This window comes from Sphingomonas sp. MM-1, assembly GCF_000347675.2.
GTDB classification, from domain to species: domain Bacteria; phylum Pseudomonadota; class Alphaproteobacteria; order Sphingomonadales; family Sphingomonadaceae; genus Sphingomonas_E; species Sphingomonas_E fennica.
Genome location: NC_020561.1, coordinates 3290514 through 3314129 on the forward strand (window position 1 = coordinate 3290514; position 23616 = coordinate 3314129).

Here is a 23616-nt window from a genome sequence, read left to right on the forward strand (position 1 = left end):
CATGGAACGATCGGACGAGCGCCATAACGAGAAGATGAAGAAGAAGCAGGCCGCGCATGAGAAGATCATGGCCAACAAGACCCGCGAGCAGGGCCTGCTGATCGTCCACACGGGCAAAGGCAAGGGCAAGACCACGGCGGCCCTGGGCATGGTGGTGCGCGCGATCGGCCATGGCATGAAGGTGGGCGTCGTCCAGTTCGTGAAGGGCGCGATGGCGACGGGCGAGAAGGCGGTGTTCGATGCCTTCCCCGATCGCGTGGAATTCCGTCCGATGGGCGAAGGCTTCACCTGGAACACGCAGGACCGCGCGCGCGACATCGCGGTGGCCCGGCAGGCATGGGAGGAGGTGAAGCGGATGATCGCCGATCCAGCCTATCAGATGGTTCTGGCGGACGAGCTGAACATCGTGCTGCGCTACGACTATCTGCCGCTGGAGGAGGTGCTGGAAGTGCTCGCCGCCAAGCCGGAGATGAAGCATGTCATCGTCACCGGCCGCAACGCGCCCGAGCCGCTGATGGAGGCGGCCGACCTCGTGACCGAGATGGCGCTGGTGAAGCATCCCTTCCGCAGCGGCGTGAAGGCGCAGCCGGGCATCGAGTTCTAGGACCAATCGACATTCAGCCCTGACGGCCTGCAAATGGCGGTTTCCTGCGCTTCCAGTGCTCACCTACTTTGAGCAGGCTGCGCTCCGGGTCACAGAAAACCACCATTTTCGTCGCGCCATCCTCTGAATGTAGATTGGTCCTAGAGGGATTTCCGGGCGGGCGGGATCACCTGCCGGATCGGACATCGCCGTAACGAGCGGAGGGCCGGGGCGACAATTGCCGCGACAGGCTTTCGGCGGCGAGGACGTAGGCGGGGCCGCCGCACACCGTCCAGGCCATGGGCAGGTGGACGCGCGGGATGGCGGCGAGCGCGGGGTGCTGGAGCATTTCGGTGCCGAGATCGGTTGCGGCGCCATCGCCATCGACGATCAGATAATCGGGGCGGGCGGCGACCATTTCCTCGACCGAAAGCTGCGAGAGGGCGGGGCGGCCGAGCCTGCCGGCGAGATTGACCGCGCCGGCGCGCGTCATCAGATCGTCGATCAGCGTGCCGCTGCCGGTGAGATAGCCGCGCCGCTGATAATAAGCCGCGACCGGGGCGCCCGGCGCCGGCCGCAGACGGGCGAGCGCCTGATCCATCCGGTGGATGAGCGCCTCGCCCCGTTCGGGATGGCCGATGGCGCCTGCCACCTGCCGCACCTGCGATACGATATCCGCATAGCTTTGGGCGGACGGCAGCGAGAGGATGGGGAGGTTGCGGGCCTTGAGGATGGCCACCGTTTCCCGCCGCCGCGAAGGGCTGGCGATCACCAGATCGGGCTGGAGGGCGAGAACTTCCTCCGCCGATCCGGTCGACTGGCGGATATCGCCGACCTTGCCGGCCGCGGCCGACATGGCGGGATCGCGCGCAAACTGGGTGAGGGCCGCGATCTGGCCGGGATCGGCGAGCGCCAGCAGATATTGATCGGCGCAGAGATTGAGCGAGACGATGCGCCGCGGCGCCGCCGCGCCGGCCGGCACAGCCCCCAGGCCGATCGCGCCCGCCAGCAGAACCAGCGCCTTGGACAGCATATGCATCGGCTGCCCATAGGGCGATTCCCGGCGGGAGGGAATCGGATCAGGCTGCCGGGTTCAGGGTGAGGATTTCTTCGCGTAACCGCACACTACCCCTTGGATATCCGCCTCAGCCGCCCGGCATCGCCCGATCGATGATCGACCGCACATCGATGGCGGCATCGAAGGCGCCGTAGGCCATGCCGCGCGGGTGCAGGCGGAGGCGGCAGAAGGCGTCCGCCACCGGGCTGCCGCGCCCGATCAGCAATGCGGCCTGGGCGGCAAGCGCCAGGCGCTCCACCTGCAGCCGCGCCCCGGCTTCGTCGAGCCCGGAAAAGGCGATGCCGTCGATCCAGCGATCATAAGCGGCGTCGTGGCCGCGGGCGGCGTGGAGGAAGGCGTGCAGCGCCTCCACGCTTTCCGGCTCGCGGGCGATGGCGCGCAGCACATCGAGCGCGATGACGTTGCCCGATCCTTCCCAGATCGCGTTGAGCGGGGATTGGCGGAAGATGCGGGGCATCGGCCCGGTTTCGACATAGCCGGCGCCGCCATGGCATTCCATCGCCTCATAGACGAAGCCGGGTGCGCGCTTGCAGATCCAATATTTGGCGATGGGGGTGAGCAGGCGGGCGAGGGGATCGTCCGTATCGAAGGCCGCGGCGAGGCGGAAGGCGAGCGCGGTCGCGGCCTCGCTCTCCACCGCGAGATCGGCCAGCACGGCCGCCATGGCCGGCTGATCGATCAGCCGGCGCTGGAAGGCGGAACGATGGGCGCAGTGCCAGAGCGCATGAGCGAGAGCGCTGCGCATCTGGAGCGCGGAGCCGACCACGCAATCGAGGCGGGTGTGCTGCACCATGCGGATGATGGTGGCCACGCCGCGCCTTTCCGGCCCGATCCGCCGGGCGAGCGCGCCATGATATTCGATTTCCGACGAGGCGTTGGAGCGATCGCCCAGCTTGTCCTTGAGGCGCATCACCCGGAATCCGGCGTTGCGCGCGCCATCCGGCAGCCAGCGCGGCATCAGGAAGCAGGTGAGGCCGCCGCCTTCCACCTGTGCCAATGTGAGGAAGGCATCGCACATCGGCGCCGAGCAGAACCATTTATGGCCGGTGAGCCGATACCAGCCATCCTCGCCCGCAGCCTCCGCGCGGGTGGCGTTGGCCCGCACGTCCGATCCGCCCTGCTTCTCTGTCATCGCCATGCCGATGGTGATGCCCGCCTTTTCCGGTGCGGGGCGGGAGGCGGGATCGTAGCGGCCGGCGAGGATGCGCGGCACCCATTCGGCCGCGACGTCGGGTTCGGCCATGAGCGCGGGGACGGCGGCGTAGGTCATCGTCATCGGGCAGCTCGTGCCCGAATCCGCCTGGCCGGTGAGGAACAGGATCGCGGCATGGGCGACATGGCCGGCGGGCGTGCCGTCCCACGCGACCGAACAGAGGCCGCTTTCGATGCCGAGCGCCATAAGCTGGTGATAAGCGGGGTGGAAACGCACCTCGTCTATCCGCCGGCCGTAGCGATCGAAGCCTTCCAGCACGGGCGGATTGCGATTGGCCTCGACACCCCAGTCGATCACCTCCGCCGAGCCGACGCGGCGGCCGAGGGCGCCGAGCCGATCGAAATGCCGGGTGCCGCCCGCATCCGCCACGGCTTCTGCGAGCGCGCGATCACCGCTGAACAGGTCCACATCCTCGAACGGCGGCGGCTGGTTGAACACATCATGGGTATCGAGCTCGGCGATCGGGCGGAGGATCGGCATGGCGCGGCGCGTCCCTTGCTGTGGTGGCGGCTGGCCCATCGATAGCCCGATATCCGGCGCAGGCCGAATCCGGGACGATTGATGGCCGGGGAGCGGGCGGTTAGGCAGGGCGGGCCGCGACCGGGCGGCGGGCAGAGGATGGCGGACGGCGCATGGCATCGGAGTTCGAAGCGGCATATCGGGAAAAACTGCTGAGCGCCGAGGCGGCCGCCGCCCTGATCCCTTCCGGCGCGAAGCTGGCGATGGGCATGGGCGTATCCCAGCCGCCGGCGCTGCTGGCGGCGCTCGCCCGGCGGGCGGAGCAGGGGCTGGTGGGCGATATCCGCCTCTATTACCTGCTGTCGACCGCGATCGCCGGGGAGACCGTGCTGCGCGAGGAGTTGGCCGATCGCATCCAGCCCTACAGCCTGTTCCACGGGCCGGTGGAGCGCGCGATCGACAGGCGCGCGGCCGAGGCCGGGCGGCGCGGCGTGCGCTTCATCCCGACGAGCTTCCAGCAGGTGCCGCGCCTGATGTGCGACGAGGTGGGCGTGGACAGCCTGGTCTGCACCGTTTCGCCGATGGATGCGGACGGCTGGTTCAGCTTCGGCACCAACACCGATTATGCCAAGCCTGTCGCGGATCGGGTGGGGCGCGTGATCGTCGAGGTCAATCCGCACATGCCGCGCACCTTCGGCGATTCGCGGCTGCATGTTTCGCAGGTGGCGGCGATCGTCGAGCATGCGGCGCCGCTGATCGAGGCGCCGCGCGCCGCGCTGCGGCCCGAGGACCGGGCGATCGGCGCGCTGATCGCCGGGCTGGTGGAGGATGGGGCGACGCTGCAGCTCGGCATCGGCGCGGTGCCGGATGCGGTGTGCGAGGCGCTGGCCGGGCATCGCGACCTGGGGCTGCATACCGAGATGCTGACGCCGGGGCCGGTGGAGCTGATGCGCAGGGGCGCGATCACCAACGCGCGCAAGACGCTGCATCCCGGCAAGGGTATCTTCACTTTCTCCATGGGCGACCGGACGACCTACGACTTCATCGACGGCAATCCCGATCTGGAAGCCTATCCCGTAAGCTATGTGAACGATCCGGCGGTGATCGCGCGCAATGCGAAGATGGTCTCGATCAACGCAACGCTGCAGGTGGACCTGACGGGGGCCTGCTGTTCGGAATTTCTCGACGGGCGGCAATATACGGCGGCCGGCGGGCAGCTGGATTTCGTGCGCGGGGCATCGGCCTCGCCGGGCGGGCGATCGATCATCGCCTGCCATGCGACGGCGGCCAGGGGCACGGCGTCCCGCATCGTGGCGCGGCTGGACGGGCCGGTGACGACACCGCGCAACGACGTGCACCATATCGTGACCGAACATGGCGTGGCCAATCTGCGCGGGCTGACCAGCGAGGAGCGGGCCTGTGCCCTGATCGCGATCGCGGCGCCGCAATTCCGTGAGGAGCTGGCCCGCGCGGCGCGGGAACAGGGGCTGATATTCGGCTGATCGCCGGGCCCGCTTTGCGGTGGCTTTCCGATCGGAGGCTTTCGCCGGAAAGCTGGTGCGGACGGCGGGACTCGAACCCGCACTTTCACGAAGAAAAGCAGATTTTCGCACCACTTCGGCTTTCGCCGCCGGCAGGCCCTGGAGGCCGAGCCGTTCGTGGTCCGGACTGTCCCTTCGCCATGGCCCCTTGAAGGAAGCCGAAGGCGCCGCCCGTCCAGTCTCTACACCTTCCCTTCCCGCCGGGGCGGGGAGGGCTTGGCTCGGGATCGGCATGGCAGGCATGGGCCGGCCGTAGCTTTCCCCGAATTTGAGCGGTTCTACGCCATGGGTTTCCCCATGGGCACTCAATTTGTTTAAGTCTGCTGCGTCTACCGATTTCGCCACGTCCGCGGCTTGCGCCCAAAGGCCGCAAGCCGCGTTTGCGGTCAAGCCGGAATTTGCACGCGCCTACACATTGAGGCGCGCGCGCATCTCCTTGCCCGGCTTGAAATAGGGCACGCGCTTGGCATCCACCTTCACCGATTCCCCGGTGCGGGGGTTGCGGCCGGTGCGAGCAACGCGCGCGCGCGTGGAAAAGGCACCGAAGCCGCGCAGCTCGACGCGCCCGTCTTCCTTCAGTCGTTCAGCGATCTCCTCGAAGAAGATGCTGACTATCCGTTCGACTTCCGCAGCCGAAAGACCCGGATTATCCTTAGAGAGTAATTGTACGAGTTCCGATCTGATCATTGGCCTCCCCCCAAGTTGATGCCCACGGACCGTCCGCGCCGCGAATACGCCGCCGTTTCGTTTTTTCGGCCGGAGACCCCCACGGTCCCATGCCTTCGAAACGATCGCCGCACCCGCAACGGTCCGGCGGCCTTTCGGTTGCCGGACTCCGGCATTATGCAGCAAAACGAAGAGGAAAGCGACGGTCCTTTGTATGGATCGATCGCTTGTCGCCTCCAGGGGCCGGACTCCGGGAAAGGGAAGCGGGATGAGGATGGGCTTTCGGAAATCACTGGCGGCGGGGATCGCCGCGACCCTGTCGATCCCGGCCTTTGCCGCGCCTTTGCCGCGGCCGCCGGCCTTCGCGATGTGCGCCGCCTGCCACAAGACCCAGCCCGGCGCATCATCGCCGATGGGGCCGAACCTGTGGGGCGTGGGCGGAAGAAAGCCCGCTAGCCTTACGGGTTACACCTTTTCCCCCGCCCTGCAGAAGCTACAGCAGCCGTGGACGCGCGCGACGCTGATCGCCTTCATCACCGATCCGCGCAAGATCGCGCCCGGCAACCGGATGGCCTATGCGGGCCAGAAGGACCCGGCGGTCGCCGCCGCGCTCGCGGATTATATGCTGTCGCTGAAATAGGCGCACGCGCCGGCGCCGCGCCCGCTCTTCCTGCTGCCGGACCAAGAAAAAGGGCGCGGACCTTGCGATCCGCGCCCTCTTTTCGTTCGCCCGTGAAGGCGGAGCGATTATTCGCCGCGCGCCTTGTTCAGCGCCGCGCCGAGGATGTCGCCCAGCGACGCGCCCGAGTCGGACGAGCCATACTGCGCCACGGCCTGCTTCTCCTCGGCGATCTGCATCGCCTTGATCGAGAAGGTCGGCTTCTTCGAACGATCGAAGCCGGTGACCATCGCGTCGAACTTCTGGCCGACCTGGAAGCGCTCCGGACGCTGCTCGTCGCGGTCGCGGCCGAGATCGCCGCGCTTGATGAAGCCGACCGCGCCGTCTTCGCCGGCCTGCACGTCGAGGCCCGCATCGCCGACCGAGAGGACGGTGACGGTGACGATCGCGTTCTTGTTGAGCTTGTCGCCGCCGGTGGCCACGACGCCGCCGCGCTCAAGCTGCTTCATGCCGAGCGAGATGCGCTCCTTCTCCGGATCGATGTCGAGCACGACGGCCTGCACCGTCTCGCCCTTGTGATGCAGAGCCAGGGCTTCCTCGCCCGAAACGCCCCAGGCGATGTCCGACATGTGGACCATGCCGTCCACGTCGCCATCCAGGCCGATGAACAGGCCGAATTCGGTGGCGTTCTTGACTTCGCCCTCGACGGTCGAGCCGACCGGGTGCTTCTCGGCGAAGGCTTCCCACGGATTGCTGATCGCCTGCTTCAGGCCCAGCGAGATGCGGCGCTTGTCGGCGTCGACCTCGAGGATGACCACGTCCACTTCCTGGCTGGTGGAGACGATCTTGCCCGGATGGACGTTCTTCTTGGTCCAGCTCATTTCGGAGACGTGGACGAGGCCCTCGATGCCCGGCTCCAGCTCGACGAAGGCACCATATTCGGTGATGTTGGTCACGCGGCCGGTGAACTTCGCGCCGATCGGATACTTGGCGGCGGCGCCTTCCCACGGATCGCTCTCGAGCTGCTTCATGCCGAGCGAGATGCGCTGGGTTTCGCGATTGATGCGGATGATCTGGACACGGACGGTATCGCCGATGTTGATCATCTCGCTCGGGTGGCCGACGCGCTTGTAGCTGAGGTCGGTGACGTGGAGCAGGCCGTCGATGCCGCCCAGATCCACGAAGGCGCCGTAATCGGTGATGTTCTTGACGACACCCTCGATCACCTGGCCTTCATGCAGCGACTGGATCAGGCCGGTGCGCTGTTCGGCGCGGGTCTCTTCCAGCACGGCGCGGCGCGACACGACGATGTTGCCGCGGCGGCGATCCATCTTGAGGATCTGGAAGGGCTGCGGAATGTCCATCAGCGGGGTGACGTCGCGCACGGGGCGGATATCGACCTGGCTGCCCGGCAGGAAGGCCACGGCGCCGTTGAGGTCGACGGTGAAGCCGCCCTTGACGCGGCCGAAGATGACGCCGTCGACGCGGGCGCCCTGGCCGAATTCGGTCTCGAGCTTGTCCCACGCGGCTTCGCGGCGGGCGCGATCGCGCGACAGCATCGCTTCGCCCATCGAATTCTCGACGCGGTCGACATAGACCTCGACTTCGTCACCGACCTTGAGATCGGCCTTCTGGCCCGGCGCCGGCGCGAATTCGCGCAGCGCGACTCGACCTTCCGACTTCAGACCGACGTCGATGACGGCCATGTCGTTCTCGATCGCGGTGACGGTGCCCTTGACGACGCGGCCCTCGAAGCCCTGCTCGTCGCCGAGCGTCTGGTTGAGGAGCGCCGCGAAATCATCGCGGGTGGGGTTTGCCGTAGTGGCCATGTGTATGTGTTTCCTGACTGACGGTTTCCGGCCATCCGGTTGATTCCGGAGGTCTTTTGGCCGAACCGCCGCACGAGCCCCATGCCCGTGCAGCATCTTTCCGACGCTTCTTCCGCGAAAAGCCGAAAGCGCGCAGAAAGGCCCCGGCGTCGTTCCGCCAGTGCCCCATGCGCGCTCTACCGGGTGGCCGCGCGGCCGATCCCGAGCCGGTCTTCCACGAGCGAAATCGCCCGATCGACGGCTGCGTCTATATCCATATAGCTCGTGTCCAGCAAGGCGGCATCGTCCGCCGGGCGGAGCGGCGCGGCGGTGCGGGTGCTGTCCCGAAGATCGCGCGCGCGGATATCGGCGAGCACCCTGTCGAAGCTGATATCGTCATGCCCCAGCCGGACCAGCTCGTCATGCCGGCGGCGCGCGCGGACATGGGGCGTGGCCTTCACGAACAGCTTGGCATCGGCATCGGGCGCGATGACCGTGCCGATATCCCGCCCGTCCAGTACCGCGCCGCCGGGCTGGGCGGCGAAGGCGCGCTGCCGGGCGACGAGCGCCGCGCGCACCGCCGGGATGGCCGAAACGCGCGAGGCGGCGGCGCCGGCAATCTCCGTCTTCAGCTCGGGATCGGCGAGGAGGGCGTCGTCGAAAGCGCAGGCGGCGAGCGCATCCGCCTCATTCTCCGGATCGCCGCCGTCGCGCAGCACCTGCACGCCGACCGCGCGGTAAAGCAGCCCGGTATCGAGGCAGGGGAGGCCGAAATGCGCGGCGAGCGCGCGGGCGATGGTGCCCTTGCCCGATGCGGCGGGTCCGTCGACGGCGATGATCATTTCGGGTCGTGCCCCGCGAGCCAGGCGGAGAGCGCGGCATTATAGGCTTCCGGCTGGTCGGACTGGGTGCGGTGCGCGGCACCGGCGATGATTTCCAGCCGGGCGCCGGGGGTTTCCGCGGTGAAGCAGCGCGCGGTTTCGGGCGTCACCTCATCCGAATCGCCGATCAGGAAGAGGGTGGGCGCGGCGACGCGCTTCAGCAGCGGCTCGCCATCATAATCCTTGAGCGTGCCGGTCGCGCGGAATTCGTTGGGTCCCCACATATGATTGTAGAGATTGGCCGCGAGTTTCAGCCCGTGCGCCTGCTCATAGTCGATCGCCCATTGTGGGGCCGGGCGCAGCCGCCAGAAACGGGCATAGAAGGCATCGACCGCGGCGGTGCAGGCGGCGACGGGGGGCGGGCTGGCGCCTTCGCAGGCGGTGAGCGCGGCCTGCACGTCCGCCGGCAGCTTCGCGCGGAGCGTCGCCGCATCCGCCATCCAGGCGCGGGTGGAGATGAGCGGCCCCTGAAGGACCAGGCTGACCAGCGCCTCCGGTTGCCGCGCCGCATATTCCAGCACGACCGTGCCCCCCCAGCTATGCCCCAGCACATGCCAGCGATCGACGCCCAGCGCGGCGCGGATCGCCTCCAGTTCCTCCACGAAGCGGGGAATGCGCCAGTTGGCGGGATCGCCCGGCTTTTCGGAAAGCCCGCAATCGAGCTGGTCGTAAAGGATCACCGCACGATCCCGCGCCAGCGGCAGGGCCGGCAGGAAGGCGCCGTGCGAGCCGCCGGGGCCGCCATGGACCATCACGACCGGGGGGCGGGCCCCCGCCAGATCGCCGTTGATCCGCACATAGGCGCGGCCGCCGGGGACGGGGACCATCAATTCCCGATCGGGCGCGAGGCGCGGCGCGGTTTCGGCAAGCGCGGCTGCCGGGGAGAGCAAGGTGGCGCCGGCCATGGCCAGCGTTGTCCGGCGATCCATTTCCATATCCCGGTTCAATCGCGCTGGGCGGGCCGAATCTCGGCACCCAGACGGGCTAGCATGGCGGCAAAGCCGGGGAAACTGGTGGCGACGGGGGCCATATCGTCGATGACGACGGGTTTGCGCGCGACCAGTCCGGCCACGGCGAAGCTCATGGCGATGCGGTGATCGAGATGGGCGGCGACGGTGGCGTCGCCGGCAAGCGGATCGCCGCCGGTGCCGTCGACGATCAGCCCATCCTCCAGTTCTTCCACCCGCGCGCCGATCGCGGCGAGCCCTTCGGCCATCACCCGGATGCGATCCGATTCCTTGACGCGCAGCTCCTCCAGCCCGCGCATCACCGTGCGGCCCCGGGCGAGGGCGGCCGCCACGAACAGCACCGGGAACTCGTCCACCATGCTCGGCACGACATCGGGCGGGACGTCGATCCCCGAAAGCGCGGAGTGGCGGACGACGAGATCGGCCACCGGCTCGCCGCCGACGGTGCGCTCGTTGGTGAAGGCGATGTCGCCGCCCATGGCGCGAAGCACCTGATAGAGGCCGGCGCGGGTGGGGTTGAGGCCCACATTCTCCACCGTCACCACCGATCCCGGCACCAGCAGCGCCGCGACCACGGGGAAGGCGGCGGAGGAAGGATCGCCCGGCACGGTGATCGCCTGCGGCTTCAGCTCCGCCTCCCCCCGGATGGAGATGATGCGGGCGCCCTGGCCGTCCTCCTCCACCGAAAGATCGGCGCCGAAGCCGCGCAGCATGCGCTCGCTATGGTCGCGGGTCGGCACAGGCTCGATCACGCGGGTTTCGCCGGGCGTGTTGAGGCCGGCGAGCAATATGGCCGACTTCACCTGCGCGGATGCCACCGGCAGGCGATATTCGATCGGCACCGCCGGGCAGATGCCGCGCACCATCAGCGGCAGGCACTGGCTCCCGCCGGCGCCGGGGCTGGCGGTGAATTCCGCGCCCATCAGCCCCAGCGGGTCGGTGACGCGGCCCATCGGCCGCTTCGACAGCGAGGCATCGCCGATGAAGGTGGCGGTGATCGGGTGGCTGGCGACGAGGCCCAGCAGCAGCCGGGTGGACGTGCCGGAATTGCCCATGTCCAGGGCCTCGCGCGGCTGGAGCAGCCCGCCCACGCCGACGCCGTGGATGCGCCAGCGGCCGTCCTCGCCCCGTGCGATATCGGCGCCCATCGCCCGCATCGCGGCGGCGGTGGCGATCACGTCCTCGCCCTCCAGCAGCCCTTCCACCACGCTTTCGCCCACGGCCAGCGCGGAAAGCATCAGCGAACGGTGCGAGATCGATTTGTCCCCCGGCACGCGGACGGCGCCGGCAAGCGGCCCCGGCGCGTGGAAGGATGCGGATGCGGGCGGAATGGAAGGGGAGGAGGCGTTCATCGGACGCGGCTTTTGACAGCGGCTCCCCGCTATGGCAAGGCGCCCGGCGTTTCGCTCGCGTGCCGGTGGCGCGGGGGTGTTTATCCAATTCCTTTCCGTGGAGTCTCATAGCCGTGGTGAAACCTGAATGGGGCACCAAGCGGACCTGCCCGAAATGCGGCACCCGCTTCTACGATCTTGGCAAGGAAGATCCCGTCACCTGCATCGAATGCGGGACGGCGTGGGAACCCGATCCCATCCTGAAGTCCAAGCAGCCGCTGCCGTTCGATGCGCCCAAGAAGGCGGATGATCCCGAGAAGGTCGATGCCGACCTGTCCGAAGAGGATCTGGACATCGACGAGGATGCCGAGCCGAGCCCCGACGACGACGTCGATCTGGGCGGCGACGACGATATCGGCGTCGCAACGGGTGGCGACGACGACGAAAATTAAAAAATGCGATTTTCGTAAAAAAAGCATCTTGCAGGGGGAGGCGAGCCCGCTTAGAGGAGCGCCTCCCCGCCGGGCCCAACCGGCGGATGAATTGAGATGGGGCCGTAGCTCAGCTGGGAGAGCGTCGCAATGGCATTGCGAAGGTCAGGGGTTCGATCCCCCTCGGCTCCACCATTTCAAAGCCCAAATTTCAGACATTCCTACAGCGCTTCGATGCACGGGCCGAAGCGAGGTTGATCACTTGGGCTCACACTGGGAGCGCAAATGCGCGGTCGTGACCTGTCCGACCTTCGCCGGTTATCCTCAACGCTCTGAATGAGCTTCTCCAATACCCCGGCCGCACGGGCCGATAGTGGGGCTTGTTTGTCCCGGTGCCGGCGTGGCCGGCCGCCGCGTCGATCCGCGCCTCGGGAACGCCGAAGATGTGCAGCTCCGTCGATACGGTGTGGCGAAGGGTGTTCGGGCGGCCGGCACCGACCGGCGCGCTAGCGGCCTATCGATTGTCGTCCCGCTGATCGGGGTTTCCGCCTGGCAGGCCGTCCCGCATCGCCTGCGCGAATTTGGGTAGCAGGCGGACGAGCGCGTCGAGGTCCTCCTTGGTCCAGCCGGCGAAGCCCGCGCTGAGGATGCGTTCGCGCGCTTCGTCGATCCGGTCGGTCATGGCCTTGCCCGCGGGGCGGATCACCGCTTCGCGCACCCGCCGGTCGGCAGCGCCGCTCCGCCGTTCGATCAGGTCGAGCCCTTCCAGCTTCGCGAGCTGCCGGCTTACCGTGGTGTGATCGCGCCCCACCCGGTCGGCCAGCTCCACCACGCCAATGGGGCCGAACCGCTCGATCAGCACCAGCAGCGGAAAGAGCGCCCGATCCAGCCGGATGCCCGCCGCGCGGATCATCGCCTCGTCCCGCTGCGGACCGTTCATCATGCCCACGATATCGAGGACGGCGCCGTGCAGCAGCCGGAGCTGCCCGATCATATGTGTATTATGCACATTCTTTCTTGCCGTCATGCCGTCTTTCCCTATATATGTGCATCATACACGCATCCTGAACGCGAGGAAGTCCGATGAAGGCCGCTATCGTCACCGAAGCAGGGCGCCTGCCCATTTACGCGGATTTCGAGGAGCCGGTCGCCGGCGCGGGCGAGCGGATCGTCTCCGTCCGTGCCGCCGCCCTCGCGCCCCTGGTCCGCGCGCGCGCTTCGGGCAGCCACTACAGTTCCTCCGGCCGGTTCCCGTTCGTCGTCGGCGTGGATGGGGTGGGCACGCTCGATGACGGGCAGCGCGTCTATTTCTTCCTGCCGCGCGCGCCCTTCGGCGCGATGGCGGAGCGGACCGTCGTTCCCGTTGCCCGCCAGATCCCGGTGCCCGACGGGCTGGACGACGTGACCGCGGCCGCCATCGCCAATCCGGGCATGTCCTCCTGGGCCGCCTTCACCCGGCGCGCGCATCTGAAGCCCGGCGAGACGGTGCTCATCAACGGCGCGACCGGCGCCTCCGGCCAGCTCGCGATCCGCATCGCCCGGCATCTCGGTGCGGGCAAGGTCATCGCCACCGGCCGGAACGTGGATGTCCTGGCCGCGTTGGGCGCCGACGCGGTCATACCCCTGGATGGCGACGGCGATGCGCTGGAGGCGCGGTTCCAGGCGGAACTGGCGCAGGGCGTCGACGTCGTCGTCGACTATCTCTGGGGCATCAGCGCGGAACGCCTGCTGATCGCCGCCGCCCGGGTGGCGAAGGAAGGCGTTCCGCTGCGCTTCGTGCAGGTGGGCACCGCGAGCGGCGCGGACATCACCCTTCCCGGCGCGATATTGCGGTCGTCGGCCATCGAGCTGATGGGCAGCGGCATCGGCAGCGTATCGCTCGACGGCCTTCTCGCCTCGATCGCCGGCGTATTCGACGCAGCCTTGCCCGCCGGCCTCACCCTGCCCACCGATCCCGTGCCCCTGTCCGGCGTGGAGGCGGCCTGGCCGCGCGACGATGGCCGGCGGATCGTCTTCACCGCCTGATCGGTGCGGCCCCGAACCGAGGCCCGCCCGCCGATGGAAAATCGCTGGCCATGGCGGTTCCGTGCCACCTATGATGGAATGATCGGCCGCGCGCCGGATGGGTTCGAAAAGGTCAATCGGGATATCCCGTTCCATGGGTTCCACTGGATTTCGACCATGCCCGGATGATCCGCGATCGCATCGCGATGCGCCTCCTTTGCCGCCGATATCGCCGCCGCCGGCATCCGGGCTTCGTGGGGCAGCCCTGGCCATGGATGCCGCGCGGCTTGCTTCCCTCGACTGGAAGGATAGGTCCGATGAAGCGTCATTGCCTGACCCTGCTCCTCGCCGCCGCGGCGATCGCCATCGGCCCGCCCGCCTCGGCCAGGGACAAGGCGGCGGCGACCGCCGATTTTTCGGTGGGGCCGCAATATGACACGACCCATGTCTATGTGGATGCGGCCGATTTCGATCGCTTCATCGCAAGCTTCGTCGCGACCTTCGGCGGCACGACATCCAGGCAGGGCGTGTTCCAGGTCACCCCGACGCCCAGCCAGACCATGTCGCAGCTTGCGCTGACGCCGGCCGGCACCATCTCCGTCTTCGGTTTCAAGACGCCCATTCCCTATCCCTTCGGGGCCGAGCGCACCGGCTATCTCGTCACCGATCTGGACGCCGCCGTCGACGCGGCGGTCAGGAACGGCGCGACCCGGCTGGTCGAAGCCTTCCCGGACCCCATCGGCCGCGACGCGATCGTGCAATGGCCGGGCGGGGTGAACATGCAGCTTTATTGGCACACCACCAAGCCCAGCTATGCGCCGCTCGGCACGGTGCCGGAGAACCGCGTCTATCTGACCGCGGATGCCGCCGATGTCTTCATCCGGCACTGGCTGGCCTTCTCGCACGGGCGGGTCCTTGCCGACGATCGCGCGGCCCCCGGCGACGAGGTCGGCCAGCCGGGCGGGACGATCCGTCGCGTCAGCATCAGCTCCGGCTACGGCAAGATGGCGGTGCTCGTGTCCAACGGGCAGCTCCCCTGGCCCTTCGGCCGCGACATGACCGGCTATGAGGTGGTGGACCTTTCCGCCACGCTGGAAAAGGCGAAGACCGCCGGCGCTGCCGTGCTGGCCGGGCCATGGACGGCCGGCCGGCGCAAGGCCGCCATGGTCCAGTTCCCCGGCGGCTATATCGCCGAAATCCACAGCGAGTCCGCCGAATGAGGGGGGCGCCCCGATCCGTCGGGGCGCGCCGAGCGGAATGGGGGATGCGCCGTATACGGCCGGCAGCCGTCGCCGCCATGCTTCTCGCGGCCCCGGCGGCCGCCCAGGTGGCCGAGCCCTGGCAGCCGCCCGTTCTCACCACCGAACGCTATAATGAGGACTGGTCCGACCTTGCCGATCCCGCGCGGCGTTCCGGCCGATGGACCGAGCCGTTCAAATATATGCCCCTCGACGATGCCGGGCGGAGCTATCTGACGACGGGCATCGAGGTCCGCCTGCGCAATGAGGCCTATCGCAACAACCTCTGGGGCGGCGCGGATGCGCCCGACGACGGCTATCTCTGGCTGCGGGCCATGCCCTATGCCGATCTGCATGTCGGCGCGGCCCGCATTTTCGTCCAGCCGATCGCCGCTTATGCCATCGGCGTCCAGCCATCCCCCGGCCCGGTGGACCAGACCCGCGTCGATCTGCTGCAAGGCTTCGCCGATGTCGTCCTGCCGCTGGACGGGGAGGCGACGCTGCGCCTCAGGGCCGGGCGTGAGCTGATCGGGCTCGGGACGGAGCGCCTGGTCGGCACGCGCTATGGGCCGAACGTTCCGCTCGCCTTCGATGGCGGCCGCGCCATCCTGCACAGCGGCCGCGCGACCATCAACCTGCTCTATGTCCTGCCCGTGGAGGCGCGCGCCGACAGCTTCGACGATCGCAGCTCGCCCACGCGCAGGCTGTGGGGCGCCTATGTGACGCGCACGCTGGGCAGCGCGGGCGGGACGGGGATCGACCTCTATTATCTCGGCTACCGCAACAGCCGCGCCGCCTTCGATCAGGGGGAGGGGCGCGAGACGCGGCATACGATCGGGCTGCGGAGCTTCGGTGCGGCGGGCAATTGGCGCTGGAACGTCGAGGGAGTCTGGCAGTTCGGCCATTTCGCGGGCGCGCCGATCCGCGCCTGGACGCTGGGCACGGAGCTTGTCCGCTCCTTTCCCGATACGCCGCTCAAGCCGCAGCTCACGCTGCGCGCCAATATCGTGAGCGGGGACCATGACCGCGACGATCCCCGGCTGCAGACGTTCAATGCCCTGTTCCCCAAGGGCAAATATTTTGGCGAGCTTTCGCCGATCGGCCCCTACAACATCGTCAACGCCCATCTCGGCGCCGGTATCGATCTTGGCCATGGCTTCGGCCTCGGTTTGGCCGGCATGGCCTTCTGGCGGGAGAGCACAGGCGACGGCATCTACGACATTCCCGGCCACCTGATCCGCAGCGGCGAGGGCAGCGACGCGCGCTTCGTGGGCAAGGAAGCGGAGGCGACCCTATCCTGGCTCGCGACCCCAGAGCTGGAGATTTCGGCCTCGCTTTCCTTCTTCAAGCCCGGTGCCTTCATCCGCGATACCGGCCCCGCGCGCACGATCCGCATGATCGGCCTCGAAAGCAATTTCCGCTTCTGACCCGGCCCGCCCTGATAGGATCGGGCAAGAGATCGATCGAATCAGGCTGCGGGATGGAGGCGATCGATCCGATATCGTCTGTCCACGCGACATGGGCGAACAGCTTTGACGCCCGCGATTGCAACGCAGGAGGCTGGGATGAAATACCGCACGCTGGGCCAGGGCCTGAAGGTGTCGGCGATCGGCATCGGCTGCATGCCGATGATCCGCGAAGGCAACATCAACTATGGCGTGGCCGACGACGACGTCTCCACGCGAACGATCCACGAGGCGATCGATCTCGGCATCACCTTTTTCGACACGGCCGAGATGTATGGTCCCTTCCGCAACGAGGAACTGCTCGGCGCCGCCATCAAGGGGCGTCGCGACGGGCTGGTCATCGCCACCAAGTTCGCGATGCGCTGGGATGGGAACGAGGCGATCGGGGTCGACGGCAGCCCGGAAAACGCCCGGCGCGCCTGCGAGGGATCGCTGAAGCGGCTGGGCATCGACACGATCGACCTGTTCTACCAGCATCGCGTCGACCCGGACGTGCCGATCGAGGAGACGATCGGCGGCATGGCCGAGCTGGTGAAGGAAGGGAAGGTCCGCTTCCTCGGCCTTTCGGAGGCCGCGGCCGGCACCGTGCGCCGCGCCGCCAGGGTGCACCCTATCGCCGCGCTGCAGAGCGAATATTCGATCTGGGAGCGCGACGTGGAGGAGGATATCCTTCCCGCCTGCCGGGAAAACGGCATCGGCTTCGTGCCCTACAGCCCGCTGGGCCGCGGCTTCCTGGCCGGCGGGATCCGCAGCCTCGACGCGCTTCCCGCCGGCGACTGGCGCCGCAACGATCCGCGCTATTCGCCCGAAAACATGCCCAGGAACCTCGCCATCGTCGATGCGATAGCCGAGGTGGCGGCGCGCCATGGCGTTTCCAACGCGCAGATCGCGCTCGCCTGGCTGCTGGCCCAGGGCGAGGACATCGTCCCGATCCCCGGCGTCAAGCGCAGCGAGACGATGCGCGACAGCGCCGGCGCGCCCGATGTCACGCTGACTGCCGACGATCTTGCCGCCATCGCGGCGGCGGCGCCGGCCGGCGGCACGGCGGGGCCGCGTTATGGCGAAGCGGGAATGGCGCGCGTGAAGCTCTGACGGAAGGCAAGTCCATGGTCCGTCCGCATCCGCGCTGCCGTGAGCGGACGGGCCACGGGCAAGCTCAGGCCGCTAGGATAATGGGCAACGCAGCGCGCGGGATGTCCTCGTGCTGGCGGTGGGGAATCCGGCCCGCGACGGTCAGTAACGCGCCCTGATGCTGGCGAAGAGGGTGCGGCCGGGCTCGGGGAAGCCGTCCGTCAGCACATAGTTCCGGTCGAACAGATTGCGTCCGCCCACGCTCAGCGTGACCTGGGGCAGGATCGCATAATCGATCGTCAGCCCGGCGGTCACATAGCTGCCCGTATCGTAATAGACCGGCGAGAGGCCGTTCGCCGAAGCGGGGGTGACGGTGGTGCGATCGGAGGCGAATTCCAGGTTGGGCACGATCTCCAGCCCCTCGAGCGGCCGCCATGAGACGTAGGCGAAGCCCTTGTGGTCGGGCACGTCGGTCAGCGCGAACGGGCGGATCAGATCGCCCGACGCGGGCGTGCCGACATCGAAGTCGCGATGGATGTAGCTGTAATTGACCCCCGCATCGAGCGTGGGCGTGATCCGCGCCGTGATCGAAATCTCCCCGCCATAATAATCGGCCGAGCCGAAATTCTCGCGCCGATTGAGATTGGCGGGCGTGCGGACGGAGACGAGCGCATCGTCGAGATGGCTGTAGAACAGCGCCGCCGTCACGTTGACGATGCCGAAATCGCGCGTGCCGCCCAGCTCGAAATTGGTCCCGCGCTCGGCCTTGAGGTCGGGATTGGCCACGGCGGTGCCGAACTGGCTGCTGAAACGCTCGAACAGCGTGGGGAAGCGCGCGCGGGACGAGATGCTGGCATGCAGCGTGGTCGCCGGGTCCGGCGTCCAGTCGATCCGGCCCTGGGCATTCCAGGCACCGGCGCTGCGCAGCGGATAGCTGAACAGCCCGCTTGCCTGCGAATATTCTTCCGCGCGGTCCAGATCCCGCCAGTCATAGCTCGCGCCGACGGTGAAGCGGAGCTGCGACGACAGCGCGAGCTTATTCTCGGCGGCGATGCTCCACATATCCTCGACCGACTTCTGGTTCGGTTCCCAGGTGCCGGCGGGGAAGCTCTGCTGCGTCTCGTTATGCTCGTCCCGGCGATAGAAGAGCGCGAGGCTCATCGTGTCGCTGCCGGATGCCTGCACCGCCAGTTCGGCCGAGCCGCCATAGGCCTTGTCGGCATAAGGGCTGTTGAAGGCGCGCGGCCGCGTCTGGCTCGTCTGGGTGCGATCGTCGAACGCGCGCAGCAGATTGTCGAGCGTGTTGTAATAAGCGCGCGTCTTCAGCGTCGCCATGTCGCCCAGCGCCGTGGTCGAGAGGAAATAGACGCTTTCGATATTCCAATAGGGCCAGGACCAGTTGCGCTGGGTGGCGATCGGCTCGGTGACGTGGAGCGGCGCGTTCTTCGATCCTTCCTGCCGCAGGTAGCTGATGGAATATTCGTCGGTGGCGTTGGGCGTCAGACCGATCTTGGCGTTCACCCGCCAGTCCCGGCTGCGCGACAGATCGCGCTTGCCGCCATCCTCGTTCGCGGTGGGGGTGAAATCGCCCGATAGGTCCCAGTGATCCTGGAAGTTCCGCGCATAGCTTACCATGGCATACCATTTGTCATGGCGCGTGCCGATCAGGCCGGAGACGGTGTAGCCGTTATAATCCGCATTGCGGCCGAGGTTGAGCGTGCCCCGCGCCTCGACCTCCAGCGGCTGGGTCGGCTTGCGGGTGACGAGGTTGACCGCGCCGCCCATCGCGCCCGGCCCGTCCAGCACCGAGGCATAGCCCTTCGCCACCTGGATTTCGGCCAGGTCGGGCGTGACGAAGCGGCCGTAATCGAGCCGGTTGTCCGCCGGCAGGTACACGCGGATGCCGTCGATCGAAAGCGGCACCTGGAAACGATCGAAGCCGCGCACGAACAGCAGCCGCTCGTTGCGCGATCCGCCGCTGTTGCCGGCAACCACGCCGGGGATCAGGGTTGCCGCGTCGTCGAGCGTGTTGCGGTTGAAGGTCGCCATGGCCTGGCTGCCGATCGTATCGATGCCGATCGAAACGCCTTCGGGCCGCTGGCCGGTGACCACGATCTGGCCGAGGGCGAAGCTGCTGTCGCGTTCCTCCACCGGCGCGGTGATCGCCTGGGCGAAGGCAGGGGAGGACGCCAATGTGGCGATACAAGCGGATGCAAGCAGGCAGGCGCGCAAGATGATTCCCCCTATCCCTGATCGCCGGCGTTGCCCGCCGTGGTTCGCACACCGTATATGTTCGGATATAGCGAACTGTATATACGCAAATATCGCGGGGATGAATCATGGGCGGTAGGCAAGGGCTGGTGCTTGGAACGATCATCCTGGCGATGGCGGCCAGCCCCGGGCCGGCCGCCGCGCAGCCGGCCCCGGCGGTGGAAGCCGCATGCCCTGCCGATGCCGCGCCGCTTCCGCCCGAGCTTGCGGGCTGGACGGCGCGGACGCCGCTGGCCGCCGCCGCCGATGTCCCCGGCCTCGCCGGGGCGAGACTGACGATCGGCGGCGCGGTGGATCTGTCGCTGCTGCCCACGCCGCGGCTGCATTATGCGCTGCGGCCGGAAAATCCGGGCGGATCGGTCAGCAATGGCGGCATGGCGAGCTTCGCGGTGGAGCGCGAGGGCCGCTATCGCGTGGCGATCAGCTCGGCCGCGTGGATCGACGTGGTGCGTGACGGCGCCGTCGTCGCGTCGGTCGCGCACGGGCGCGGGCCGGCCTGCTCCGGCATCCGCAAGATGGTGGATTTCACGCTCCAGCCCGGCGATTATGTGCTCCAGATCGCCGGCAGCGGATCGCCGGCGATCTCAGTGCTCGTCGCGCGCCTGCCCTGAACCCAGCCGGTCCTGAACGGGCATGCGGAAAGGGATCGGCCCCGGCCTGATGCTGGCGGCGCTGCTACTGGGGGCCGCCTGCGCCGCTGCTGCCGCCGCCACCGCCGCGGGGGGCTGGGCGTGGCCCGCGGGGCGCGCCGCGCCGAAGCTGCCCGGCGGCAATGCGATGTCGGCGGCCAGAGTGGAGCTGGGCCGCCGCCTCTTCTACGATGCCGATCTTTCGGTCGACGGCAGCATGGCCTGTTCCACCTGCCATGTGCAGCGCCATGCCTTCGCGGACGGCAATGCGACGCATCCGGGCGTCCATGGCGATCCGGGACGGCGCAACGTGCCGGGCCTCGCCAATGTCGCCTGGGCGAAAAGCCTGACCTGGGGCGATCCGCGCGTCCGCACGCTCGAAAAGCAGATGCTGATACCCCTTACCGGCACGAATCCGGTGGAAATGGGGATGCGGGGCAGGGAAGGGGAGATCGCGGTCCGGCTGGGGCGCGACCATTGCTATGTCCGCATGTTCCGCGATGCCTTTCCCGAAGCCGGCGGGCGTATCGATATCGGCACGATCGGCAGGGCGCTGGCGGCCTTCCAGCGCAGCCTGATATCCGCCGATACCCGTTATGATCGCTGGCTGGCGGGCGATGCTTCCGCGCTCGACGCGGAGGAGCGGCAGGGCGCGCGGCTGTTCGGGCGATCCTGCGCCTCCTGCCATGCAGGCCCGGACCTGACGGACGGGCGCTTCCACAGGGCGCGCTTCGAACCCGGCGACCGCGGGCTTGGCGAGATTACCGGGCGCCGGGCGGACGACGGCCGCTTCCGCACGCCGGGGCTGCGCAATGTGATGCTGACCGCGCCCTATCTGCACGACGGCTCGGCCCGGACGGTCGCCGAGGCGATCGACCGGCATCCGGCGGTCGCGCCCGGGATGGCGGCGGCGGACAGGCAGGCGATCGTCCGCTTCCTCGGCGCGCTGACCGATCGGGCCTTCGTTTCCGATCCGCGTTACGCGCTGCCGCGAGCGGCCTGCGGCATATCGCTCTGATCCTGCGCATCGGCGGGTTCGGCGCGCAGCAGGGCCGCGAGCCGCGCCAGCGGCGCGCCGTCCGCCGCATCGCCCAGATCCCGCTCGATCGCGCGGAACAGGCGCAGCACCTCGCGGCCGCGATCGGTGAGCCGCGCCCCGCGATTGCGCGCGCCGCCGGCCACCGTATCGACCAGCTTTTCCGACCAGCAACGGTTCATTTCATCGACGAGCAGCCATGTGCGGCGATAGCTCATGCCCAGCGCCTGGCCGGCGCGCGAGATCGATCCTTCGCGGTCGATCGCCTCCAGCAGATCGGCCTTGCCGGGGCCGATGGCGATCCGGTCCCCGCAATAGATCTGCGCCTTGAGCTTGAGGGAGCCGATCCGCATCCTACTTGCCGATCAGCACGTCGCTGGCCTTCACGAACACCGTCACCCGATCGCCGGCCGCAAGGCCAAGCTCGGCGATCGCTTCCTCGGTGATGCTCGCCGTGACGACGTTGCCGCCGCCTATATCCACCTTCACGGCGCCATTGACCGCGCCCGGCGTGACCGCCAGCACCGTGCCCGTGAACTGATTGCGCGCGCTGATCTTCATGCACCACCTCGAACCTCAGGCCACCGGCTTAGCGGATCGGACCTCCCGCAAAAGCGGATGCTCTTGCTGGATGTGATCCACTAGCACGGCCCCCGGCGCGGCAGAACCCGGCGGGGCGGCCCGTCTCCGGCACCGTCCGCGCTTAGGGGACGAGCAGCAGCTTGCCCGTGGTCCGGCGGCTTTCCATGTCGGCATGCGCGCGCGCCGCATCCGCCAGGGGATATTCGCCGCCAATCTCGATGCGGAGCTTTCCGTCGGCGATCCAGTCGAACAGCCGCATCGTCCGCGCGCGCAGCAGTTCGGGCGTGTGGATGTGATCGGAGAAGACCCCGTAGCCGATCTTGATGCTCTTCGGCAGGCTCATGATGTCGAGCGGGCCGGGGCCGCCGAGGATGGGGCCGTACCAGCAGAAGGTGCCCGACCGGCGCAGCACGTCGAGCGAGCCCTGGAAGGTCTTCGGCCCGGAACCGTCATAGACGACATGCACGCCCTCGCCGTCCGTCAGGCGCAGCGCTTCCTCGGCGAACCGGCCTTCCGTATCGACGATGACATGATCGGCGCCGGCCGCCCTGGCGACCGCCGCCTTGTCGGCGGAAGAGACGCGGCCGATGACATGGCCGCCGCGGAGCTTGGCGATCTGCGTCAGCAACAGGCCGACGCCGCCGGCGGCGGCATGGACGAAGGCGACGTCGCCGGGCTGCACGGGGTAGAAATCCGTCGCGAAATGGCTGGCGGTGAGGCCCTGCATCATCACCGCGGCGGCGGTGCGATCGTCGATCGCGTCGGGAACCGGCACCAGCGACGTCGCCGGGATCACGATCCGCTCCGCATAGCTGCCGGGCGCATAGACCCAGGCGACGCGCTGGCCGGGCGCGATGCCTTCCACACCGGGGCCTGTGGCCAGGACCCGGCCGGCGCCTTCGACGCCCAGGATCTTGGGATTGGGCATCTCGGTCCAGGCCGCACCCTGGCGCACGCCGATGTCCATGAAGTTCACCCCGGCGAAGGCGATCTCGACCAGCGCCTCGCCCGGCCCCGCCACCGGCTCCGGCCGTTCGACATGCTCCAGCATTTCCGGGCCGCCCGTCCCGTTCATCACGATGGCTTTCATCGACTGCTCCTATATTGAACGATCATTCCATAAATTCGCAAAAAAGAGGCTATCGCAGCGCCCGGAGCGCGGTCGCGGCCAGCCCGTCGAGCGTGGCGCGATCGGCGCCGCCGCGCCCGGCGATCCGGATGCCGGCGATGTTCGCGGTCAGGAAATCGGCGATCGCTTCCGCGTCGAGATCGGGCGCGGCATCGCCTTCCCGCTGCGCGTCCCGCACACGGGCGGCGATCGCGGCGCGCAGGGGCATCGCCAGGGCGGCGTTGATTTCGGCGAGATCGGGGCGGGATGCGCCGAATTCGCAGATCGATGCGACGCCGAGGCAGGGCTGGCCGGCCGTTTCGGCTACCCGGCGCAGCATCGCGGCGATCCCGTCAATGGCCCGCGCGCCGCTGCGGAGCGCGTCGAAATGGGCGGCGCACTCGCCCATCCCATATCGGCGCACCGCCGATCGGTAGAGCTGCCACTTGTCGCCGAACGTATCGTAAAGGCTCTGCCGCCCGATTCCCATGGCATCGACCAGCATCTGGGCCGAGCTGCCCTCGAACCCATGTTCGCGAAAGACGCCGATCGCGCTGTCCAGCGCCGCGTCCGCATCGAATTCCCGTGGCCGTGCCATGCACGCCATCTAGTGCTTCAGGAACGATCGTTCAA

The 23616-nt window shown here is 68.2% G+C and carries 23 protein-coding genes and 1 tRNA gene; 11 read left to right on the forward strand and 13 right to left on the reverse strand.

Annotation, left to right across the window (positions count from 1 at the left end):
• Position 1: 1 nt before the first annotated feature.
• A complete protein-coding gene (gene cobO, locus G432_RS15750; protein ID WP_015459809.1) occupies positions 2-604 on the forward strand; it encodes a cob(I)yrinic acid a,c-diamide adenosyltransferase in 603 nt (200 codons plus the stop codon).
• 166 nt (positions 605-770) lie between these two features.
• On the opposite strand, the gene G432_RS15755 is transcribed toward cobO, so the two are convergent.
• Both G432_RS15755 and G432_RS15760 read right to left on the reverse strand, forming a co-directional pair.
• The gene (locus G432_RS15755) at positions 771-1622 is read right to left on the reverse strand and encodes an ABC transporter substrate-binding protein (RefSeq protein WP_015459810.1); all 852 of its coding nucleotides are present in this window, start codon (positions 1620-1622) and stop codon (positions 771-773) included.
• A 106-nt stretch (positions 1623-1728) separates the two neighbouring features.
• A complete protein-coding gene (locus G432_RS15760) occupies positions 1729-3354 on the reverse strand; it encodes an acyl-CoA dehydrogenase family protein (protein ID WP_015459811.1) in 1626 nt (541 codons plus the stop codon).
• A 152-nt stretch (positions 3355-3506) separates the two neighbouring features.
• Between G432_RS15760 and G432_RS15765 the strand changes: the two genes are divergently transcribed.
• Positions 3507-4835, forward strand: coding sequence for an acetyl-CoA hydrolase/transferase family protein (locus G432_RS15765; protein WP_015459812.1), 1329 nt, complete (start codon positions 3507-3509; stop codon positions 4833-4835).
• A gap of 447 nt (positions 4836-5282) precedes the next feature.
• On the opposite strand, the gene G432_RS15770 is transcribed toward G432_RS15765, so the two are convergent.
• Entirely contained in the window at positions 5283-5561 is a 279-nt protein-coding gene (locus G432_RS15770; protein WP_015459813.1) for an integration host factor subunit beta, read from the reverse strand.
• 247 nt (positions 5562-5808) lie between these two features.
• Here G432_RS15770 and G432_RS15775 point away from each other — a divergent pair, with 247 nt between their 5' ends.
• The gene (locus G432_RS15775) at positions 5809-6180 is read left to right on the forward strand and encodes a c-type cytochrome (RefSeq protein WP_236626799.1); all 372 of its coding nucleotides are present in this window, start codon (positions 5809-5811) and stop codon (positions 6178-6180) included.
• A gap of 107 nt (positions 6181-6287) precedes the next feature.
• Here the strand turns inward: G432_RS15775 and rpsA are convergent, their stop codons facing one another.
• The 4 genes from rpsA to aroA form a co-directional block, all read right to left on the reverse strand.
• On the reverse strand, positions 6288-7988 hold the full coding sequence (gene rpsA, locus G432_RS15780) for a 30S ribosomal protein S1 (RefSeq protein WP_015459815.1): 1701 nt from the start codon (positions 7986-7988) through the stop codon (positions 6288-6290).
• A 176-nt stretch (positions 7989-8164) separates the two neighbouring features.
• Positions 8165-8809 (reverse strand): (d)CMP kinase, encoded by a 645-nt coding sequence (cmk, locus tag G432_RS15785; protein ID WP_015459816.1) that lies wholly within the window; start codon positions 8807-8809, stop codon positions 8165-8167.
• Positions 8806-9777, reverse strand: coding sequence for a proline iminopeptidase-family hydrolase (locus G432_RS15790; protein ID WP_051128850.1), 972 nt, complete (start codon positions 9775-9777; stop codon positions 8806-8808). Before G432_RS15790 ends, cmk begins: the two co-directional genes overlap by 4 nt.
• Before the next feature lie 14 nt (positions 9778-9791).
• Positions 9792-11168, reverse strand: a complete 1377-nt coding sequence (aroA, locus tag G432_RS15795; protein WP_015459818.1) for a 3-phosphoshikimate 1-carboxyvinyltransferase — start codon at positions 11166-11168, stop codon at positions 9792-9794.
• Positions 11169-11281: 113 nt separating this feature from the next.
• Between aroA and G432_RS15800 the strand changes: the two genes are divergently transcribed.
• Positions 11282-11599 (forward strand): TIGR02300 family protein, encoded by a 318-nt coding sequence (locus tag G432_RS15800; protein WP_015459819.1) that lies wholly within the window; start codon positions 11282-11284, stop codon positions 11597-11599.
• Positions 11600-11697: 98 nt separating this feature from the next.
• A tRNA-Ala gene (locus tag G432_RS15805) sits at positions 11698-11773 on the forward strand.
• A 319-nt stretch (positions 11774-12092) separates the two neighbouring features.
• Here the strand turns inward: G432_RS15805 and G432_RS15810 are convergent.
• Positions 12093-12572 carry a MarR family winged helix-turn-helix transcriptional regulator gene (locus G432_RS15810; RefSeq protein WP_202192017.1) on the reverse strand — a complete coding sequence of 160 codons (480 nt, stop codon included), beginning with the start codon at positions 12570-12572 and terminating at the stop codon, positions 12093-12095.
• 89 nt (positions 12573-12661) lie between these two features.
• On the opposite strand from G432_RS15810, the gene G432_RS15815 reads away from it, so the two are divergent.
• The 4 genes from G432_RS15815 to G432_RS15830 all read left to right on the forward strand — a co-directional run bounded on the left by G432_RS15815 (position 12662) and on the right by G432_RS15830 (position 17378).
• Positions 12662-13603, forward strand: coding sequence for a quinone oxidoreductase family protein (locus tag G432_RS15815; protein WP_015459821.1), 942 nt, complete (start codon positions 12662-12664; stop codon positions 13601-13603).
• 296 nt (positions 13604-13899) lie between these two features.
• Positions 13900-14802 (forward strand): glyoxalase/bleomycin resistance/dioxygenase family protein, encoded by a 903-nt coding sequence (locus G432_RS15820; RefSeq protein ID WP_015459823.1) that lies wholly within the window; start codon positions 13900-13902, stop codon positions 14800-14802.
• 44 nt (positions 14803-14846) lie between these two features.
• Entirely contained in the window at positions 14847-16247 is a 1401-nt protein-coding gene (locus tag G432_RS15825; RefSeq protein WP_015459824.1) for an alginate export family protein, read from the forward strand.
• Between the two features lie 138 nt (positions 16248-16385).
• Entirely contained in the window at positions 16386-17378 is a 993-nt protein-coding gene (locus G432_RS15830) for an aldo/keto reductase (protein WP_015459825.1), read from the forward strand.
• Positions 17379-17519: 141 nt separating this feature from the next.
• Here the strand turns inward: G432_RS15830 and G432_RS15835 are convergent, their stop codons facing one another.
• A complete protein-coding gene (locus G432_RS15835; RefSeq protein WP_236626800.1) occupies positions 17520-19550 on the reverse strand; it encodes a TonB-dependent receptor plug domain-containing protein in 2031 nt (676 codons plus the stop codon).
• A 146-nt stretch (positions 19551-19696) separates the two neighbouring features.
• On the opposite strand from G432_RS15835, the gene G432_RS15840 reads away from it, so the two are divergent.
• Both G432_RS15840 and G432_RS15845 read left to right on the forward strand, forming a co-directional pair.
• The gene (locus G432_RS15840; RefSeq protein ID WP_041864957.1) at positions 19697-20239 is read left to right on the forward strand and encodes a hypothetical protein; all 543 of its coding nucleotides are present in this window, start codon (positions 19697-19699) and stop codon (positions 20237-20239) included.
• Between the two features lie 22 nt (positions 20240-20261).
• A complete protein-coding gene (locus G432_RS15845; protein ID WP_015459828.1) occupies positions 20262-21275 on the forward strand; it encodes a cytochrome-c peroxidase in 1014 nt (337 codons plus the stop codon).
• On the opposite strand, the gene G432_RS15850 is transcribed toward G432_RS15845, so the two are convergent.
• The 4 genes from G432_RS15850 to G432_RS15865 form a co-directional block, all read right to left on the reverse strand.
• On the reverse strand, positions 21236-21646 hold the full coding sequence (locus tag G432_RS15850; protein WP_015459829.1) for a winged helix-turn-helix domain-containing protein: 411 nt from the start codon (positions 21644-21646) through the stop codon (positions 21236-21238). The two genes, G432_RS15845 and G432_RS15850, sit on opposite strands and share 40 nt — an antisense overlap.
• 1 nt (position 21647) lies before the next feature.
• Entirely contained in the window at positions 21648-21854 is a 207-nt protein-coding gene (locus tag G432_RS15855) for a TOBE domain-containing protein (protein ID WP_015459830.1), read from the reverse strand.
• A gap of 142 nt (positions 21855-21996) precedes the next feature.
• Positions 21997-22965 (reverse strand): quinone oxidoreductase family protein, encoded by a 969-nt coding sequence (locus G432_RS15860; protein ID WP_015459831.1) that lies wholly within the window; start codon positions 22963-22965, stop codon positions 21997-21999.
• A 49-nt stretch (positions 22966-23014) separates the two neighbouring features.
• The gene (locus tag G432_RS15865; RefSeq protein WP_015459832.1) at positions 23015-23581 is read right to left on the reverse strand and encodes a TetR/AcrR family transcriptional regulator; all 567 of its coding nucleotides are present in this window, start codon (positions 23579-23581) and stop codon (positions 23015-23017) included.
• Between the last annotated feature and the right edge of the window lie 35 nt (positions 23582-23616).

Coding starts and splice junctions, on each gene's coding strand:
- G432_RS15755 (WP_015459810.1), bottom strand. CDS start 1,622: ATGCATATGCTGTCCAAGGCGCTGGTTCTGCTGGCGGGCGCGATCGGC.
- G432_RS15825 (WP_015459824.1), top strand. CDS start 14,847: ATGCGCCGTATACGGCCGGCAGCCGTCGCCGCCATGCTTCTCGCGGCC.
- G432_RS15760 (WP_015459811.1), bottom strand. CDS start 3,354: ATGCCGATCCTCCGCCCGATCGCCGAGCTCGATACCCATGATGTGTTC.
- G432_RS15820 (WP_015459823.1), top strand. CDS start 13,900: ATGAAGCGTCATTGCCTGACCCTGCTCCTCGCCGCCGCGGCGATCGCC.
- aroA (WP_015459818.1), bottom strand. CDS start 11,168: ATGAACGCCTCCTCCCCTTCCATTCCGCCCGCATCCGCATCCTTCCAC.
- G432_RS15810 (WP_202192017.1), bottom strand. CDS start 12,572: ATGATCGGGCAGCTCCGGCTGCTGCACGGCGCCGTCCTCGATATCGTG.
- cobO (WP_015459809.1), top strand. CDS start 2: ATGGAACGATCGGACGAGCGCCATAACGAGAAGATGAAGAAGAAGCAG.
- G432_RS15840 (WP_041864957.1), top strand. CDS start 19,697: ATGGGCGGTAGGCAAGGGCTGGTGCTTGGAACGATCATCCTGGCGATG.
- G432_RS15850 (WP_015459829.1), bottom strand. CDS start 21,646: ATGCGGATCGGCTCCCTCAAGCTCAAGGCGCAGATCTATTGCGGGGAC.
- G432_RS15765 (WP_015459812.1), top strand. CDS start 3,507: ATGGCATCGGAGTTCGAAGCGGCATATCGGGAAAAACTGCTGAGCGCC.
- G432_RS15830 (WP_015459825.1), top strand. CDS start 16,386: ATGAAATACCGCACGCTGGGCCAGGGCCTGAAGGTGTCGGCGATCGGC.
- G432_RS15815 (WP_015459821.1), top strand. CDS start 12,662: ATGAAGGCCGCTATCGTCACCGAAGCAGGGCGCCTGCCCATTTACGCG.
- G432_RS15770 (WP_015459813.1), bottom strand. CDS start 5,561: ATGATCAGATCGGAACTCGTACAATTACTCTCTAAGGATAATCCGGGT.
- G432_RS15855 (WP_015459830.1), bottom strand. CDS start 21,854: ATGAAGATCAGCGCGCGCAATCAGTTCACGGGCACGGTGCTGGCGGTC.
- cmk (WP_015459816.1), bottom strand. CDS start 8,809: ATGATCATCGCCGTCGACGGACCCGCCGCATCGGGCAAGGGCACCATC.
- G432_RS15865 (WP_015459832.1), bottom strand. CDS start 23,581: ATGGCACGGCCACGGGAATTCGATGCGGACGCGGCGCTGGACAGCGCG.
- rpsA (WP_015459815.1), bottom strand. CDS start 7,988: ATGGCCACTACGGCAAACCCCACCCGCGATGATTTCGCGGCGCTCCTC.
- G432_RS15860 (WP_015459831.1), bottom strand. CDS start 22,965: ATGAAAGCCATCGTGATGAACGGGACGGGCGGCCCGGAAATGCTGGAG.
- G432_RS15790 (WP_051128850.1), bottom strand. CDS start 9,777: ATGGATCGCCGGACAACGCTGGCCATGGCCGGCGCCACCTTGCTCTCC.
- G432_RS15845 (WP_015459828.1), top strand. CDS start 20,262: ATGCGGAAAGGGATCGGCCCCGGCCTGATGCTGGCGGCGCTGCTACTG.
- G432_RS15775 (WP_236626799.1), top strand. CDS start 5,809: ATGAGGATGGGCTTTCGGAAATCACTGGCGGCGGGGATCGCCGCGACC.